The organism is Halovenus anhuiensis, assembly GCF_037080055.1.
Classification (GTDB): domain Archaea; phylum Halobacteriota; class Halobacteria; order Halobacteriales; family Haloarculaceae; genus Halovenus.
This window is the reverse complement of record NZ_JBAOJI010000001.1, coordinates 952,242-967,482: the sequence shown is the minus strand read 5'-3', so window position 1 is coordinate 967,482 and position 15,241 is coordinate 952,242. Positions and strand designations below refer to the sequence as shown.

Sequence of the window (15,241 nt, the reverse complement as noted above, 5' to 3'; positions counted from 1 at the left end):
GCTACCGGTTCGGTTACGCTCTTGGGACTGGCGTGACTATCGACGGTTATGACACCGTCGTTCGACACCGATCTGCTCCAGGAACTGACAGAAACCAGCGGCGTCCCCGGCTACGAAGACCGGATCAGAGAAATCGTCCGGCGCGAACTCGATCCCGAGGTAGATCGGCTCCGTACCGACAGCATGGGCAACGTTGTCGGGACGATCGAGGGTGCGTCCGACACCGAAGTCGTCGTCGCCGCACACATGGACGAGATCGGGTTCATGGTCCGTCACGTCACCGAGGACGGCTTCGTACAGGTCGACGCCCTCGGTGGTTGGGACGCCCGCGTCCTCAAAGCACAGCGCGTGACCGTCCACACCGAAGAGGAGGATATCACGGGCGTGATCGGCTCGCCGCCGCCACACACCCTCGACGAGGAGCAACTGGAGGCCGACCCGGAGGTCGAAGACATCCACATCGATCTGGGTCTCGACGGCGAGACCGCACAGGAACGCGTCTCGCGCGGTGATCTGGTAACACTCGAACAGACGACCGAACTCGTCGGCGACACAGTCACCGGGAAAGCCCTCGACGACCGGGTCTGTCTCTTTACGATTCTCGAAGCAGCCCAGCGGATCGAGGACCCAGAGGTGACGATCCACTTTGCCGCCACGGTTCAGGAAGAAGTCGGCATCCGCGGCGCACAGGCGCTTGGTGTCGATCTCGATCCGGATCTCGCCATCGCGCTGGACGTGACCGTCGCCAACGACGTGCCGGGCTTCGAGCCGGCTGATCACGTCACCGAACTCGGCGAGGGGACGGCGATCAAGCTCAAAGATTCGAGTGTCATCACCAGCCCGAAAGTGAACCGTCGACTGGAAGACGTGGCCGACGATCTGGGGATCGAGTACCAGATCGAAGTGCTTCCTGCGGGCGGGACCGACACCGCCGGCCTCCAGCGCTTCGGCGGCGCAACTCCCGTGGGTGCCCTCTCGATCCCGACGCGGTATCTCCACACCGTCACCGAGAGCGCCCACGTCGAGGATATCGAGGCGACGATCGATCTGCTCGCGGCGTTTCTGGACACCGAATCCCCATCGCAGGATTACACGCTCTGAGCGGTCAGCCCATCCACGATGGCCGCTGGTGGTCTGCAGTGCGGTACGGTTCGGGGAAGACACACTCGACCTGTCCGGGTCGGACGACGCCTTCGTACTCGACAGTCGCGGCGTTGCCATCCTTGTACGGCTGGAACTGTGTCACGGGGAAGTTAGTGATCGTCCCGTCACTGCTGCGGGCGGCTTGCAGGTCGTGCGGGAATTCGGCGTCCGACCCGTAGAACTGAATCGGACCCGAAACCGACTCGATTCGGCCGGGTTCCGTGCTGAGCATTTCGTCGACGTAATCGTCGAGATGGTCCTCGGGGTTGGTCGTCCCGATCTCGTTGAGCACGTCCTGCAGGAGCACGATTGCGTCGTAGGTCCCGAAGCCCATCTCCATCGGCGAGCCGTCTGGTGTTCCGACCTCGAACTCGTCGCCGGCGTACTCGTCGACGTAGCTGTCGATGAACGACCGGGTGTGGTCGGTGATTGGAGCTGCACCGCCGGCACCGTTCTGGGCGGTCGTCTCGTAGATATTGAGCCCCTCAGTCGCGATGTCGTACTCGGGATGAGAGCCGGGAATGTGGATTCCTTCGAGACCGAAGTCAAGATCACCCCGCCACGCCGGGAAGATCTGCTGGGGTGAGCTGGCAATGTGCCCGAAAAAGCGCAGGACATAATCGACGCCTTCCTCCGCGGCGGTCGAGACGAGCGGCGAGAGATCCGGGTTCTGAATCGTGATCGAGTCCTGTGTCTCGATTGTGAGCCCCTGGTCTTCGAGCAAGGCGGGCAGATGCTCGGCGAACGGCTCGGTCCAGGCGGCCAGATCCCGGTAGAACGCGAGCGAATTCCAGCCGTGGCGATCCGAGAGATAGGTCAGATACTCACTCATCGCCTCGGCCTGCAGCGCGGCGTTGATCGGTCCAACCCGGAAGTAATGCTTGTAGCGGTCGTACTCATCCCCCGGGAAGTGAGTAGTCAGATCCGGCGCTGCCGGACCGGTCGAAATGTAGGGCACGCCGAACTCGGCTGTCAGGTCGGTCACCGCACGGCCGATCTCGGACTGGAACCCGCCGACGATCACGTCGGCGCCTTCCTGCTGGATTAGCTCTTCGACGACGACTTCCGCTTCTGCCGCGGATGTTTGCGTGTCTCCCGTGACGAGCTCGACACGCTCGTCCATGATTCCCCCACTGTCGTTGACGGTTTCCACGGCCAGCGCCGCGGCCCGAGCCGAGCCAACCCCCAGCACGGTCGACTCTGGAGAGATGTGGCCGATAGTCACTCCGTCGCCGCTGGCTGGCTCGCTGTCCTCGTCGGGCTCAGTGTCGTCGTCCGGTTCGCTGTCGTCGTCCGGGCCGTCGTTCTCGCCTGTCTCGTCTTCCGCGATACATCCCGCAACACCGACGACACCGGCAGCGGAGATCCCCTGCAGATACCGCCGCCTCGTTCTGATCACGTTACGTGACATACTTACTATCTAAGAATAACGTTGTAAATATTTTCTGTATACTTGTAATAATATTACCGCAAACCGGTTGCTGTTCGTCGTTGGTCGGTCGCAATTCATCAGCAGCGCTTTCGTCAAAATCGGGCCTATTCGGGCGGGTCGTGGGACAGCAGCCTTACATCGCGAAGGTGTTACCACACTCGGTGCAGGTGAACTCGAAGCGGCCTTCGTCGTTGATGGTCGTGCCGTGGGGCAGTTCTTCGCCACACTCCTGGCAGGGAATCATCGATTCGAGTTCCTCCCAGTCGTGCTGTGAGGTGGGCGCACCGAGTGCCCAGCCGACGACTTCGTTGCCCTCCTCCTCGACGGCGTAGCCGGTCTGGAATTCGCCGGGCTCGAAGCGGATCACTTCGCCTTCCTCGACAGTCACCTTCTCGCGGTCTTTGCCGACCTCGAACTCGGCGGTCCCGGATTCGACGTAGAAGACCTCTTCCTGATCGTGGTGTGTGTGTAGCCCCCCCGAGAAGGAATCGCCGGGCGAAAGCTCGAAGTAGTTCATCGCAAAATGCTCGGTTCCGAGTTCGTCCGACACCGGCCGGCGAACGTCGTGGACCTGCAGTGGGTTGACCTCGTTGCGCACGTCGTCTATCGTGACTTTCTCCATACGGAAGGCGTCTGAGCGAGACGAGTTAATGCTGTCGGCTCTCGCAGGCCGTTTCGTTACCGATGTAGTCTGTCTGCGGCCATACTGAGTGGGCTGGAAACTCGACCGATCCACAGTTTCACTGCTTCTGTCTGTTGTCTGTCCGTCTGTGTGATAATTCTGCAATAAATCAAGAATAACTCACATATTCGGGGTGTCGCGTAGCTCTAGACGTATGGTAACATATCTCGTCGGTACGGACGGTGAATCAGCAAGCACAGCAATCGCCGACCAGCTCAGCAACCACGTGACTGCAGACGATCACATCCGTGCAGTGTACGCCACGACCGCATCCAACGAGCGGGCCGAACACGCGGTACAGATACTCGAGGATCGACTGGGGCAGATCACTACCGTCGACGCAGATGTCATCGACCCCGGCCGCGAAGGCGGTCCCATGCTGGCGCTGCTCGACGAGGCCGAGCGAGTCGATGCGGAGCAGATGGTGATCGGTCTTCGTCGACACTCTCGGACGGAGCGCATCATCCTCGGGAGCATCTCACACGCGCTCATCGAGCGCGCCACGATTCCGCTGCTGTTGGTCCCCCTCCCAGAATATCAGACACCGGCAGCCGAATGAGTCGTTGCGTGAGAGTGTTGTCACTCACGCCGTCCGGTCGGCGGCCGTCGCCGACGGTTATTCGAAGTGCTCTTCGTAGAGGTCCTGTGCGTGTTCGATCGCGTCCATCGCGGCCTGCTTGTCCTCCCAGCCCTGCGTCTCGACTTCCTTGCCCTCTTCGAGGTTCTTGTAGGTCGCGAAGAACTCGTCAATTTCGTCCAGCGTCTGCTGTGGGATGTCTTCGAGGTCCTCGATGTGGTCGTATCGCGGGTCCTCCGTCGGGACCGCGATGACCTTGTCGTCCTGCTCGCCGTCGTCGTCCATCTTCATCAGCGCGACCGGGCGTGCCTCGACGACACAGCCGGGGAAGGTCTGATCCTCGACGAGCACGAGCACGTCGAAGGGATCCTCGTCGTCGTAATAGGACTGCGGAATGAAACCGTAGTCCGACGGATAGTGGACGTTCGAGTGCAGCACGCGGTCCAGCACCACGCCGGGGATGTCCTTGTCGTACTCGTACTTGTTTCGCTCGCCTTTGAGACACTCGACGACTGCGTAGATCTCTTCTGGCGCGTTCGGTCCGGTTTCTAGGTCTTCCCAGAGATTTGCCATCATTATCGTATCTGATTTTTTGGCCAAAAACTACTTTCGGTCTATCTCCCTACCTCCCTCGTAGGCACGCGATCCGGCGAGCGCTCTCCCACAGAGCGTTATATGTACGATGTTCGGTAGTTACACCAGTGTAACCGCCCCCCGTACGCCGATTTTCTCGTGACAAAGATAAGATGAATTGGCAAGGGTTAAGTATATAGATGACATTCAACCAAGTATGTCAGAGGCACAAGCAGTTCCTGACACACCAGGCATCGCACGAGAACTTACGGCGTTCCAGCAGAATATCCTCACAATTCTTGCCGAAGAACCCCGATACGGTCTCGCGATCAAACGAGAGCTCGAGACCTACTACGACTCCGAAGTAAACCATGGGCGACTGTACCCGAACCTCGACGAACTCGTCGAGATGGATCTCGTAGAGAAAAGTGAACTCGACAAACGAACGAACCAGTACGCGCTGACCGACGAGGGCTACGAGGCCGTCCTCGATCAGCTCGACTGGACGTTTGGCAAGATCATCACAAACGAGGACCGCAAAGCAGACATCGAATCGCTCGTCAACGACGCTGCGTAAACTCGTCGACGAGTTCCACAGACTCCTCGACGACCGCTTTCTGGTCGTCGGTGGGCCACACGTTTCGCGGATAGTACTCCTCGACAAACTCCGATAGTTCCGACTCCGTCGCCTGTTCGATCTCTTTGGCGTAGTGGTTGCTCATGAACTCCGCGAGCGCCTCGGCGTTTCCGCCGTGTGCCTCTCCGTGTTCGGCTTCGACTTCCTCGGCAATCGCCATGTTGTGCTCCCAGACGGCCTCCCAGTCGTCGGGGTCGCCCGGCCCGGAGAGCGGGCGCTCGATTCCCCGATCCAGATCGTCGATCTGCTCCGGATAGACCGTCCCGTCTTCGACCCACTCCTCGGGGTGAACCACGAGCACGTCGTGATCCTCCTCGCGGACGCGGGCCGTGTAGTCGTGCTCGTCGAGCAACTCCGCGCGGTCCTCCCGGTAGGCCGCGGCCTCGGCCTCGTCGATTGCTTCGCGCGCGAGACGAGTCAGCCGCTCGGCTTCGTCGACGACCTCTGTCGGGAGTGCTGTCTCTTCCGAATCGTCAGCATCGATCTCGCCGGCCTCGGCCGACTCGTCGACGCCGTCGTGTTCGTTAGCCATCCTCGAACGCCTCGTTTGCCAGTTTGTCCGCTCGCTCGTTTATGTCCCGCGGTACGTGCGAGAGCGACCACTCGGAAAACTCCGTCAGTAGCTCCCGAACCCGGACCCGGTACTCCCGCAGGTTTGGGTCGTTCGTGTCGTACTCGCCGTGAACCTGCTTGACGATCAACTCCGAGTCACCGCGGATCTCCACCTCCTCGAAACCGTACTCCGCGGCGAGTTCGAGCGCTTTGACCAGCGCCTCGTACTCGGCGGCGTTGTTGGTCATGCGGCCGACGCGCTCGCCACCCTCGGTGACGATGCCGCCGTCGGTCACGATCACCCAGCCGATAGCCGCCTCGCCCGGATTGCCTCGGCAGGCCCCGTCGAAGTAGACGTGCGCGCGCCCGCCGCCGTCGCCTTCGAGCAACGCTTGCAACCGCCCGGGATCGCTCCCCTGAACGACGACTTTGTCGTCGTAGGCGACCGCTGTCGCGCCTTCGTAGCTTGCGCGCCAGCGCTCGTGGTCCGTGTTTCCCGCCGTGATCTCGACGCCGGCGGCCTCCAACCGCTCGCGAGCCTGCTCGACATCGCAGTTCAGTACTGGCATCTACGAAACCGCAGTCCCCGAGCGGATTATCGGTTTCGGGTTCTCCGCTAGATGCGGTAATATGGGCCGGGGACGTTTCGAAACACAATTCCGACCACGACATAACCACAAAATTCTTACCAAGGGTTTAAGTTTGACTATCTTACTACTATAAAAATGCGATGACACGGTCTAGCCGCCAGCGGGAGCGCGAGCGCGAGTCTACAACTAACAATGAACAAGAAGAGGGGGTCCGCGAATGCTCGGAGTGTGGTTCGGATAACCTGATCAAAAGCTCTGACCGGGGCGAACTCATCTGTGACGACTGCGGTCTGGTCGTCGAGGAGGGGAACATCGATCCCGGACCGGAGTGGCGTGCGTTCAACCATCAGGAACGCCAGGAGAAGTCACGTGTCGGGGCACCGACGACTCAGACGATGCACGACAAGGGGCTGACCACCACCATCGACTGGAAAGACAAAGACGCCTATGGACGGTCGATCTCCTCCAAGAAGCGAAGCCAGATGCACCGGCTTCGCAAGTGGCAGGAGCGCATCCGAACGAAAGACGCGGGCGAGCGAAACCTGCAGTTCGCTCTCTCCGAAATCGATCGGATGGCGAGTGCACTGGGCGTGCCGCGGTCCGTTCGGGAGGTCGCATCCGTGATCTACCGCCGTGCGCTCAAGGAGGATCTCATTCGGGGACGTTCGATCGAGGGGGTCGCGACGAGTGCGCTGTATGCCGCCTGCCGCAAGGAGGGAATTCCGCGGAGTCTCGAAGAGATTTCGGAGGTCTCTCGGGTCGAACGCAAGGAAATCGGTCGGACCTATCGGTACATCTCTCAGGAACTCGGTCTGGAGATGGAGCCGGTCGATCCGAAAAAGTACGTCCCTCGCTTCTGCTCGGAACTCGAGCTGTCAGAAGAGGTACAGACGAAGGCAAACGAAATCATCGAAACAACCGCCGAGAAGGGGCTTCTCTCCGGGAAATCCCCGACCGGCTACGCCGCCGCCGCGATCTACGCCGCCTCGCTGCTCTGCAACGAAAAAAAGACACAGCGAGAGGTCGCGGACGTGGCGCAGGTGACCGAAGTGACCATCCGCAACCGCTACCAGGAGCAGATCGAAGCGATGGGAATCCACAGCTAACCCGCGACACGAACCGCGGAACCGCTGTACTTCTCGGGTAGCGATTGCCCGATTCTTTTTGACCGTCACCCGCGTAGCCGGCTATATGGCGCTCGTCTTGGGGACACCGGACGGAGTGTACTACTCCGAGACCGAGGAGACGTTCGACCACGTACTCGACGAGCGAGTTACGCGGCTCAGACGGTTCTCGGAGCGATTGTTGGCGGCGACGGTGGCTGGGGTCTACGAATCGACCGATGGCCGACACTGGGAGCAACTGACCGCAACTGATGGGATCGTCCACTCCGTGCAAGTCCTCGATAACGGCCGACTGATCGCGGGGACGAACCCGGCCCAGATCCTTGCGAGCGACGACGGCACGGACTGGAGGGTGGCTGCGGACCTGGCCCATCCGGACGCAGAGCGGTGGGCGGATCGCTCGTTTCGGGATGGCGCGAGCGTCCGAACGCTAGCCGTTGACGACCACGCCGGCCGGCTACTTGCCGGCATCGAGCCCGGAGGTGTACTCGTGAGTGCTGACGGCGGCGAGTCGTGGGGCCGACGCTCGCGCGGACTGCACGACGACGTACACCATCTGCTCGTCGCCGGCGCGGACGAGTACGTCGCTTCGACAGGCAACGGCCTCTACCGCTCGACCGACGGGGCGGACACGTGGCTTCGACTCGATACCGATTTCCGTGAGTTCTGGGACAACTACCACCGCGAAGCGACGATCCACGAGGGGATGCTCGTCTCGGCTGCCCGGAGTTGGGGGCCAGAACAGCCCGATGCAGTCATACTCGAACACGATGGAAGCGGCACGTACGGAGCCGCTAGACGGGTATCGCCGCCGGGTGCGCCGGCGGAGTTCCCGCTCTCGTTTGCGTCCGACGGCGACCGACTGCTGGCCGGGACAATGCGCCACGCCGACGACTTCGAGCCGATGGCGCCAGCGCGCGTCGCTGTCCGCAACCCCGACGGCGAGTGGTCGACGCTGTGTGAGACGCCCGCGGCGGTCAAGTCGCTGGTGGCGGTGTAGATGGAAGATTCATACCCCCGCGGAGCCAACGATCCGATAGATGCGCCTGGACGAGTTCATCGAGGATTTCGAGCGCGACGAGGCCGCCGAGCGTCGCCGCCTCGCCCGGGAGAAATCCTACGAGATCACCGACCATCTCGACGATGTGGAACAGCAGTTCGAGCGTGTCGTCCAGGGTGACTCGCTCTTTGGCTCGACGGCCCCAGAAATCTTCGTCGGCCGGTCGAATTACCCCAACATCTCGACGGGTGTGCTCTCGCCGATGGACCGGGAAGCCGATGCTGCCCAGTTCGCCACCAGCGGCGAGTGGTACCAGCAGGGACTGGGCGTCGACGATGTCCTCCAGCGCCGGACTGGCCTGCTCAACTCCACGCACTCGACGCGAGTCAACGTCGAAGACGTGTGGGACGGCTTCGTCGGCGTCCAGCGTGAGGTCGCAATCGCCGACGATCCAGTCGATGTTGAACTCGGCCTCGATGGCTCTCCTGAAATCGATCTCTCCTTAGACGATATCTCCACACCGACGGGACCGAGGGCCCGGGCCACTGATGCGACTCTCGCGGAGAATCCCTCTGTGCCTCGTGCCGTCGAGAAGACCCTCGAAGACGACGACTGGCAGGCCGAGGGCGCGATGACCTACCTCTATCGGCGCGGCTTCGACGTTTACGAGATCAACACGATCCTCTCGGCGGGGGCACTCGGACGCGGACAGAACCGCCGACTCGTCCCGACGCGGTGGTCGATCACCGCGGTCGACGATACGGTCGGCCAGTACCTCCGCGGGTCGATCCGCAACGCTCCGAGCATCGACGAGGTCCAGGTCTGGTACAACGAGTACATGGCCAACGACTACTGGATCATCCTCGCGCCGGGCAACTGGGAGTTCGAACTCGTCGAACTGAAAGCGCCGGGCAGTATCTGGAATCCCGACGAGGGCGGCGAGTACTACATGGCCGCCGACAACGAGGCCTATGCTGGCCGTGACAGCTACGTCGACGAAACCTCCGGCGCGTACTACGCCTCCCGCCTCGGTGTGCTCGAATATCTCGAGGAGATCGACCGCCAGGCGACCTGTCTGGTCATTCGCCACGCCAGCGACGGCTACTGGGCTCCAGTGGGGGTCTGGCAGATCCGCGAGGGGATCCGTCACGCCTTCGAGGACGGCCAGCACGCAGTCGCAGAGACGTTCCACGACGCGGTCCGCGGACTCGCCAGCGAATTGCCCGTCTCACTTGCCGATCTCCGCCGAAAATCCGAGTTCGTCGCCGGCATCCAGTCCCAACTGACCGATTTCTGAGCAGTGACTGGCAGTTCAGTCGTCAATCGTTCTGAAGTCGGTCACGTCAACAACTGTTCCGGTAGTGAGGTCGACGACGAGCGAGGCTCGGGCTTCGCCGTCGGAACCGAGAACACGGACGTTGAGTTGCTCCTCGACGTAGGATCGCCCGGTATCTATCGTGACCGATCTCTCACCGAACGCGATGCCATCTGTTTTGAATGTCCCGTCGGAATCGGTGATGTTACTGACCTCGACCGAGTGCGCACTGTCAGCGCTCAGCCGAGGAATCGGCTCGATCGCTAGATCGTACGTAGTGAGGTTGATCGGCACGGCGTCGCTCGTGCGGGCGATCTCACGCGCAGTCGAACGCTGTTCGGATGTAAAGGGGCGTTCTCGGGCCGTCTGGATTCTATATTGGCCGTTCTGTCCGGAAATCTCGACCGACTGGACCCAGCTCATGTTCTCAACAGCGACCTGCTGTTCGTCTCCATCTGAAACGACGACCGAATCGTCGTCGACGGTGACGGCGACATCCTCGTCACCCTGGAATGTATCGTCGACACCGAGGGTTGCCGTAGCGGCGCCCACACAGAGACCGGTAATCGAGAGGACAACTACAACGCCGAACCGAACAGCAACTCCCGAATCCATCGTATTGACGTTGGGTGAAAGACCAGATGAATCTATCGTTGAAACGCCACTGAAACGCGTTTCAAGCCTGTTTCACGGGCGTTTCTGGGGATGGAAATCGACGCACATTAGGGGCTGCTCGAAGCAGGATGAGGTGAGGAATGGTCCCCGTCGATGGTAAGCGTCTGTTCGCAGCGGTCGTGTTCGTCGGCGCAGTCGTCGTACTCTCGTTACAACTCATCAACCCCTCACCGGTCGTCATCGAAGTTGGTGAGAACGGTTCCGAGGTCGTCGAAGTCGGTGAGCATTACAGCGACCGCGATGTACTGGTGGTTGCGCTATCTGCCTGTCTCGTTGGTATTAGCGGAACCTATCTTCTGACTGCCGACCCGTCGAAGACGGACCGAGAGCCGTCCGAGCAGGTGGCCGCCAGAGAGACGGTCGCACGCACACCCGTCACACCACAGGTGCCGTCCGAGGAGACAGGCGAGGCGATACGCCATCCTTCGGACAACAGCACCAACGGATCCGCAGACGAGGGGCCCGCACCGAGCGAGCAACTGCTCGAAGTACGCAAAGAGGAGTGGGAGGAGACAGCTGATCGTCTCGCCAACAAGGAGCAGACAGTCTACGAAATCGTGCTGGAGGCCGACGGTGTGCTTCCACAGAGTGAGATCGTCGAGCAGGCGGATCTATCGAAAGCCAGCGTTAGCCGAGCGTTAGACGGGCTCGAAGCGAAACAGCTCGTCGAGCGCAAACGCCGCGGGATGGGAAATGTAATCATTCTTCAGTAAGCCCAAAACAGCCGTTTCGAGCTGTTTCAGGCGGGTTTTCGGCGTGTTTCCAACGGGGTTATATCCGGGTTTTCAGACAAGCCTTGACCGAGGCGCGAACGATGTCCCAGTGGGACGGTCCTGCTGGACGAGCGCCTCGGAGCAACCATGCGAACCAAAGCACTCACACTTGCGTTCGCCGCTGTGACGGCGCTGGCACTAATCGCCGGCGGTGTCGGAGCGAGCGAACTCGGAACGGTACACGAACAGCCCGATCAATCGACCGATACCCCCGAACAGACGAAGTACGACGAGAAACTGACGGCCGACGAATCGTTCACGATGAACCTGAACGACGAGGATGTGGAGACGGAAGTCGTCGGCAACGAGGAGTACGACGAGAAACTGACGGCCGACGAATCGTTCACGATGAATCTGCATGACGAAGACGTGGAGATGGAAGTCGTCGGCAACGAGGAGTACGACGAGAAGCTAACTGCCGACGAATCGTTCACGATGAATCTGCATGACGAAGACGTGGAGACGGAAGTCGTCTCTGACACCTAACGCTGATCGCTGACGGGCCAACACGGCCCTCGGCGGTATTTCGTTCAAACTGATCTGTTGGAACAAGCCTAAGAAATTTTATTGCTTTGTCCGTAGATGGAAACGGGCGCATAGCCATGGAAGAGAAGATGTACACCTGCACACGGTGTGGCGCGGATTTCTCGCGAACAGCGAGACACACGGAAATCGTTCGTCGGAATTTCATCGAGGTGCCCCAGCCGGCACGGATCGAACGGCTCTGCTGGGACTGCTTCGAGGCCTACGTCGAGGAGTTTCTTGGCAAGGAGTTCGAGTACCGCGCCGACCGCTCGGATGCCGACGAGCCAGTCGCGTGATACTGGTGGCTGTAAGAAATTGAAGAATTTCGACCCCACGTGGAGTCGAATATCTTTACGAATTTACAGCCACCAGTATGAGTCGCTGGGGCTCGAAAGCTTTCTCAACCAGCGAATCAAACCACGTGTATGGTTACGTTTCTCTCCGGTGGGACGGGAACCCCGAAACTGCTCGCCGGGGCGGATGATGTCTTCGACCCGGCAGCAACGACAGTCGTTTCTAACACCGGTGACGATGTCGAACTCGGCGGCTTTCTTGTCTGTCCGGATCTCGATACGGTGCTTTTTCTCGGCGGTGACGAACTCGACACAGAGACGTGGTGGGGCATCGCCGAGGACACGGCCGAAACCCACGAACACTTGCAGGATCTGGCCGAGGCGGCTGGACTGGAGTCGGGTCCGCGGTATCTCGACGACGACGCACAGACTTCCGGCCGGCAGATTGCCCGCTGGCGGCGCTTCTCGGCGGTCGCGGAGTTCATGTACATCGGTGATCGAGACCGTGCAGTCCATCTCACTCGGACTGGCCTACTCGACGAGGGCGACTCCCTGACCGAGGTGACGGAGACGCTCGCCGATGCGTTCGACGTCCCGTGGCGGCTGCTCCCCATGAGCGACGATCCGGTGGCGACGCTGATTCACACGCCGGAGGGGGTCATGCACTTCCAAGAGTTCTGGGTCGCCAACGACGGCGACCCCGAGGTTGAGTCTGTCGAGTTCTGCGGCGCAGCGGAGGCGTCGGCGACGCCGGCAGTCCGCGATGCACTTTCCGATCCAGTCGTGCTCGGTCCGTCGAATCCGATCACCAGCATCGGCCCGATGCTCGCCATCGACGGTATCCGCGACGCGCTCGCAGAGACGACAGTCGTCGTCGTCTCGCCTTTTGTCGAGGACGAGGTATTCTCGGGCCCGGCGGCGGACCTGATGGCTGCCGAAGGATACGAGGCGTCGACTGCGGGCGTCGCCGAGGCCTATCCCTTCGCCGACGCGTTCGTCCTCGACAATGCGGACGGCACAAAACTGGATCGGCCGGTCGTCCAGACCGACACCGAGATGAACACCGACGACGACGCCGCGCGAGTCGCCCGCGCAGTCGAGCAGGCACTCGGGGGGGTGCAGTGATGGCCGACTCTCCCGCATTCGACCCGCCGGTCGCGCTGGCGAGTCTGAGCGGCGAGGCGGACGCCGAGTGGGCACAGCAGGGTGCCGAGTACGCCGGTGCTGCCTTTCTCGGGGGAATCGCCCTCGACGAGCAAACCCGGGCGGCCGCCCAGGAGATGGTCGACCGCGACCGCACGGAGTTCCTGCCATCTGATCCGATTGCCTTTATCGACGACCAACTCGCCGCGCTCTCGGATCTCTCGCTGACTCCCGGGTTCAACGTCCGGACGACCAGCCTCGAACCGCTCGCTCGGGCCGCGGCGGTCTGTGCCGACCACGATGCGATTATCGAGATCAACGCTCACTGCCGGCAGGACGAGATGTGTGCCGCCGGTGCTGGGGAGTCGCTGCTCCGCAACGAGGACCGACTCTGTGAGCAAGTTCGCACAGCCGCCGAGAGTGGCGCGGCAGTCAGCGTCAAGGTGCGGACCGAACTCGACGGCGTCTCGCTTCCAGCGCTCGCGCCAGAACTCGACGCGGCCGGAGCCGACTATCTGCATGTCGACGCGATGGATTCGGAGCCGGTTATCGCGGATATCGCCGAGGAGACGACGGCGACGATCATCGCGAACAACGAGGTTCGGGACCGCGAATCGGTCGCAGAGTATCTCTCCTACGGAGCGGACGCGGTCAGCGTCGGGCGACCGAGCGACGATCCGCGAGTGCTCTCCCGCGTCCGAGACGCGGCGGAGTCGTGGTTCGCCGACGAGCCGATGGAGGTGGATCTGTGAGATCCATCGCCGACAACGCCCAGCTAGCCTTGTTGCTGGAAGTGTCGAGCACGCCCAAACCCGGCAATGTCGACCGTGAACACGAGTACGCTGATCTTCGATTCGAGCACTTCGTGGCCGGCGGAGTCGGTGCCCGCGAAGGGCTCGAACGCGCGGCCGAGGGCGGCCCTGTCGGCGAGGCCTTCGAGCGGGCAGTTGCCGGAATGAGTACCCAATCCGGCGGCAATACTCAGTTCGGGGCGATCCTGCTGGTCACGCCGCTCGTCGTCGCCGCCGCTCGCGGACGGGACGATCCGGCTTCTCCTGGCGATCCGCCTCGTGAACTCACGCCGGAGATGGCCAGCGAGGTAGTCGCCCAGACGACCGTCGAGGACGCTATCGGTTTCTACCGGGCGTTCGACCACGTCGGGGTCGCTGTCGACGACCCACCGGAGAACCTCGACGCGCCGGACGTTCGTCTCGGCAGCGACGCTGCGCCCGCCCTCCGCGAGCAGGAGCTGACACTCGAAGACGTGATGGCCGACAGCGCCGAAATCGACGGGCTGGCTGCGGAGTGGGTCGGCGGCTTCGAGCGCACCTTCGAGATTGCCCGCCGGATCAGCGCGCGGGAGGGGCCGGTCACCGACCGTGCGGCGAGTGTCTTTCTCGAAGCGCTCGGCGAGGAGATCGATACGTTCGTCGTCACCCAGCACGACCGCGAGACAGCCCGCGAAGTGAAACGCCGAGCGGCGGCGGCCCTCGACGGCGATGAGTCCCCCGATGATCTCGCCGCGGAGTTCGTCGACCGCGGGATCAACCCCGGGACGACGGCGGATCTCATCGCTGGCGGGTTCTTTGTCGCGCTGGAACGCGGGCTGGAGGTCTGAGATGTCCGGATGGCCAGTCGAACTCTCGGGCGTCACCGAAACGCTCGTGACCACGCTCGGGCCCAACGACCGCTGGAACGTCGCCGCGCTCGGTGTCCACGCTCCGGACGGGGAGGGCCCGCCGACGGCGCGAACCTGGGGCCGGACCCGCACCTGGCGGAACTTCCGCGAGCGCGGCGAGGGCTACGTCCAGTTCACGACCGATCCCGTCCTGTTCGTCGAGGCCGCGCTGGCCGTGACCGAAGTCGAGCAGCCACGCCTCGACGAGGCCCACGGCTGGGTCCGGGTCCACCCCGAGGAGATCGACAGCGGCACAGCCGAGGGGACGGAGTGGGTCGACTGGGCGCTGCCGGCCAGCCAGTCCGGAATCGAATCACGGGCCCTTCCGACCTTTTCACGGGCGTATGCGGCCGTCGTCGAGGGAACTGTCGCCGCCTCGCGGCTCGATGTTGAGGGCCACGATTCCGAGGAGTTGCGCGAACGGATCGAGTACTTCGAGGCGGTCGTCGACCGCGCTGGCGGCCCGGCACACCGGCAGGCCTACGACCGCCTGCTGGAACTCGTCGACGACTGAGGGACAACGCCTACG

At 62.1% G+C, this 15,241-nt stretch carries 19 protein-coding genes; 13 read left to right on the top strand and 6 right to left on the bottom strand.

What is annotated here, in order from left to right:
* The first annotated feature begins 48 nt into the window (after positions 1-48).
* A complete protein-coding gene (locus tag V8P86_RS04990) occupies positions 49-1,101 on the top strand; it encodes a M42 family metallopeptidase (RefSeq protein WP_336326136.1) in 1,053 nt (350 codons plus the stop codon).
* Between the two features lie 4 nt (positions 1,102-1,105).
* Here the strand turns inward: V8P86_RS04990 and V8P86_RS04985 are convergent, their stop codons facing one another.
* Positions 1,106-2,554 (bottom strand): ABC transporter substrate-binding protein, encoded by a 1,449-nt coding sequence (locus V8P86_RS04985; protein ID WP_336326135.1) that lies wholly within the window; start codon positions 2,552-2,554, stop codon positions 1,106-1,108.
* A gap of 154 nt (positions 2,555-2,708) precedes the next feature.
* The gene (locus V8P86_RS04980) at positions 2,709-3,197 is read right to left on the bottom strand and encodes a cupin domain-containing protein (protein WP_336326134.1); all 489 of its coding nucleotides are present in this window, start codon (positions 3,195-3,197) and stop codon (positions 2,709-2,711) included.
* Positions 3,198-3,411: 214 nt separating this feature from the next.
* Between V8P86_RS04980 and V8P86_RS04975 the strand changes: the two genes are divergently transcribed.
* Positions 3,412-3,816 (top strand): universal stress protein, encoded by a 405-nt coding sequence (locus tag V8P86_RS04975; protein ID WP_336326133.1) that lies wholly within the window; start codon positions 3,412-3,414, stop codon positions 3,814-3,816.
* Between the two features lie 57 nt (positions 3,817-3,873).
* Here V8P86_RS04975 and V8P86_RS04970 read toward each other — a convergent pair whose 3' ends face one another.
* The gene (locus tag V8P86_RS04970; RefSeq protein WP_336326132.1) at positions 3,874-4,407 is read right to left on the bottom strand and encodes an inorganic diphosphatase; all 534 of its coding nucleotides are present in this window, start codon (positions 4,405-4,407) and stop codon (positions 3,874-3,876) included.
* A 217-nt stretch (positions 4,408-4,624) separates the two neighbouring features.
* Here V8P86_RS04970 and V8P86_RS04965 point away from each other — a divergent pair, with 217 nt between their 5' ends.
* Complete coding sequence (locus tag V8P86_RS04965) at positions 4,625-4,984, top strand: PadR family transcriptional regulator (protein WP_336326131.1); 360 nt, start codon at positions 4,625-4,627, stop codon at positions 4,982-4,984.
* Here the strand turns inward: V8P86_RS04965 and V8P86_RS04960 are convergent.
* Both V8P86_RS04960 and rnhA read right to left on the bottom strand, forming a co-directional pair.
* The gene (locus V8P86_RS04960) at positions 4,968-5,576 is read right to left on the bottom strand and encodes a DUF7108 family protein (protein WP_336326130.1); all 609 of its coding nucleotides are present in this window, start codon (positions 5,574-5,576) and stop codon (positions 4,968-4,970) included. The two genes, V8P86_RS04965 and V8P86_RS04960, sit on opposite strands and share 17 nt — an antisense overlap.
* The gene (gene rnhA / locus V8P86_RS04955) at positions 5,569-6,165 is read right to left on the bottom strand and encodes a ribonuclease HI (protein WP_336326129.1); all 597 of its coding nucleotides are present in this window, start codon (positions 6,163-6,165) and stop codon (positions 5,569-5,571) included. Before rnhA ends, V8P86_RS04960 begins: the two co-directional genes overlap by 8 nt.
* A 161-nt stretch (positions 6,166-6,326) precedes the next feature.
* Here rnhA and V8P86_RS04950 point away from each other — a divergent pair, with 161 nt between their 5' ends.
* The 3 genes from V8P86_RS04950 to nreA all read left to right on the top strand — a co-directional run bounded on the left by V8P86_RS04950 (position 6,327) and on the right by nreA (position 9,607).
* On the top strand, positions 6,327-7,292 hold the full coding sequence (locus V8P86_RS04950; RefSeq protein ID WP_336326128.1) for a transcription initiation factor IIB: 966 nt from the start codon (positions 6,327-6,329) through the stop codon (positions 7,290-7,292).
* Between the two features lie 85 nt (positions 7,293-7,377).
* A complete protein-coding gene (locus V8P86_RS04945) occupies positions 7,378-8,310 on the top strand; it encodes a WD40/YVTN/BNR-like repeat-containing protein (protein WP_336326127.1) in 933 nt (310 codons plus the stop codon).
* 40 nt (positions 8,311-8,350) lie between these two features.
* Complete coding sequence (gene nreA / locus V8P86_RS04940) at positions 8,351-9,607, top strand: DNA repair protein NreA (RefSeq protein ID WP_336326126.1); 1,257 nt, start codon at positions 8,351-8,353, stop codon at positions 9,605-9,607.
* Positions 9,608-9,622: 15 nt separating this feature from the next.
* Here the strand turns inward: nreA and V8P86_RS04935 are convergent, their stop codons facing one another.
* The gene (locus V8P86_RS04935) at positions 9,623-10,240 is read right to left on the bottom strand and encodes a hypothetical protein (protein ID WP_336326125.1); all 618 of its coding nucleotides are present in this window, start codon (positions 10,238-10,240) and stop codon (positions 9,623-9,625) included.
* 140 nt (positions 10,241-10,380) lie between these two features.
* On the opposite strand from V8P86_RS04935, the gene V8P86_RS04930 reads away from it, so the two are divergent.
* The 7 genes from V8P86_RS04930 (at position 10,381) to V8P86_RS04900 (ending at position 15,226) form a co-directional block, all read left to right on the top strand.
* Positions 10,381-11,013 carry a helix-turn-helix transcriptional regulator gene (locus V8P86_RS04930; protein ID WP_336326124.1) on the top strand — a complete coding sequence of 211 codons (633 nt, stop codon included), beginning with the start codon at positions 10,381-10,383 and terminating at the stop codon, positions 11,011-11,013.
* Positions 11,014-11,160: 147 nt separating this feature from the next.
* Positions 11,161-11,559 carry a hypothetical protein gene (locus tag V8P86_RS04925; protein WP_336326123.1) on the top strand — a complete coding sequence of 133 codons (399 nt, stop codon included), beginning with the start codon at positions 11,161-11,163 and terminating at the stop codon, positions 11,557-11,559.
* Between the two features lie 116 nt (positions 11,560-11,675).
* Complete coding sequence (locus tag V8P86_RS04920) at positions 11,676-11,894, top strand: hypothetical protein (protein ID WP_336326122.1); 219 nt, start codon at positions 11,676-11,678, stop codon at positions 11,892-11,894.
* 129 nt (positions 11,895-12,023) lie between these two features.
* Positions 12,024-13,016: a 2-phospho-L-lactate transferase gene (gene cofD / locus V8P86_RS04915; RefSeq protein ID WP_336326121.1), complete on the top strand. Its 993-nt coding sequence runs from the start codon at positions 12,024-12,026 to the stop codon at positions 13,014-13,016.
* A complete protein-coding gene (locus tag V8P86_RS04910; protein ID WP_336326120.1) occupies positions 13,016-13,786 on the top strand; it encodes a tRNA-dihydrouridine synthase in 771 nt (256 codons plus the stop codon). Before cofD ends, V8P86_RS04910 begins: the two co-directional genes overlap by 1 nt.
* The gene (locus V8P86_RS04905) at positions 13,783-14,652 is read left to right on the top strand and encodes a triphosphoribosyl-dephospho-CoA synthase (protein WP_336326119.1); all 870 of its coding nucleotides are present in this window, start codon (positions 13,783-13,785) and stop codon (positions 14,650-14,652) included. The genes V8P86_RS04910 and V8P86_RS04905 overlap by 4 nt, the downstream gene beginning before the upstream one ends.
* 1 nt (position 14,653) lies before the next feature.
* On the top strand, positions 14,654-15,226 hold the full coding sequence (locus V8P86_RS04900; protein WP_336326118.1) for a DUF447 domain-containing protein: 573 nt from the start codon (positions 14,654-14,656) through the stop codon (positions 15,224-15,226).
* Positions 15,227-15,241 lie beyond the last annotated feature (15 nt).

Excerpts from the sequence above, each read along its gene's own strand:
- V8P86_RS04990 (WP_336326136.1), top strand. The coding sequence starts at position 49 with ATGACACCGTCGTTCGACACCGATCTGCTCCAGGAACTGACAGAAACC.
- V8P86_RS04985 (WP_336326135.1), bottom strand. The coding sequence starts at position 2,554 with ATGTCACGTAACGTGATCAGAACGAGGCGGCGGTATCTGCAGGGGATC.
- V8P86_RS04980 (WP_336326134.1), bottom strand. The coding sequence starts at position 3,197 with ATGGAGAAAGTCACGATAGACGACGTGCGCAACGAGGTCAACCCACTG.
- V8P86_RS04975 (WP_336326133.1), top strand. The coding sequence starts at position 3,412 with ATGGTAACATATCTCGTCGGTACGGACGGTGAATCAGCAAGCACAGCA.
- V8P86_RS04970 (WP_336326132.1), bottom strand. The coding sequence starts at position 4,407 with ATGGCAAATCTCTGGGAAGACCTAGAAACCGGACCGAACGCGCCAGAA.
- V8P86_RS04965 (WP_336326131.1), top strand. The coding sequence starts at position 4,625 with ATGTCAGAGGCACAAGCAGTTCCTGACACACCAGGCATCGCACGAGAA.
- V8P86_RS04960 (WP_336326130.1), bottom strand. The coding sequence starts at position 5,576 with ATGGCTAACGAACACGACGGCGTCGACGAGTCGGCCGAGGCCGGCGAG.
- rnhA (WP_336326129.1), bottom strand. The coding sequence starts at position 6,165 with ATGCCAGTACTGAACTGCGATGTCGAGCAGGCTCGCGAGCGGTTGGAG.
- V8P86_RS04950 (WP_336326128.1), top strand. The coding sequence starts at position 6,327 with ATGACACGGTCTAGCCGCCAGCGGGAGCGCGAGCGCGAGTCTACAACT.
- V8P86_RS04945 (WP_336326127.1), top strand. The coding sequence starts at position 7,378 with ATGGCGCTCGTCTTGGGGACACCGGACGGAGTGTACTACTCCGAGACC.
- nreA (WP_336326126.1), top strand. The coding sequence starts at position 8,351 with ATGCGCCTGGACGAGTTCATCGAGGATTTCGAGCGCGACGAGGCCGCC.
- V8P86_RS04935 (WP_336326125.1), bottom strand. The coding sequence starts at position 10,240 with ATGGATTCGGGAGTTGCTGTTCGGTTCGGCGTTGTAGTTGTCCTCTCG.
- V8P86_RS04930 (WP_336326124.1), top strand. The coding sequence starts at position 10,381 with ATGGTCCCCGTCGATGGTAAGCGTCTGTTCGCAGCGGTCGTGTTCGTC.
- V8P86_RS04925 (WP_336326123.1), top strand. The coding sequence starts at position 11,161 with ATGCGAACCAAAGCACTCACACTTGCGTTCGCCGCTGTGACGGCGCTG.
- V8P86_RS04920 (WP_336326122.1), top strand. The coding sequence starts at position 11,676 with ATGGAAGAGAAGATGTACACCTGCACACGGTGTGGCGCGGATTTCTCG.
- cofD (WP_336326121.1), top strand. The coding sequence starts at position 12,024 with ATGGTTACGTTTCTCTCCGGTGGGACGGGAACCCCGAAACTGCTCGCC.
- V8P86_RS04910 (WP_336326120.1), top strand. The coding sequence starts at position 13,016 with ATGGCCGACTCTCCCGCATTCGACCCGCCGGTCGCGCTGGCGAGTCTG.
- V8P86_RS04900 (WP_336326118.1), top strand. The coding sequence starts at position 14,654 with ATGTCCGGATGGCCAGTCGAACTCTCGGGCGTCACCGAAACGCTCGTG.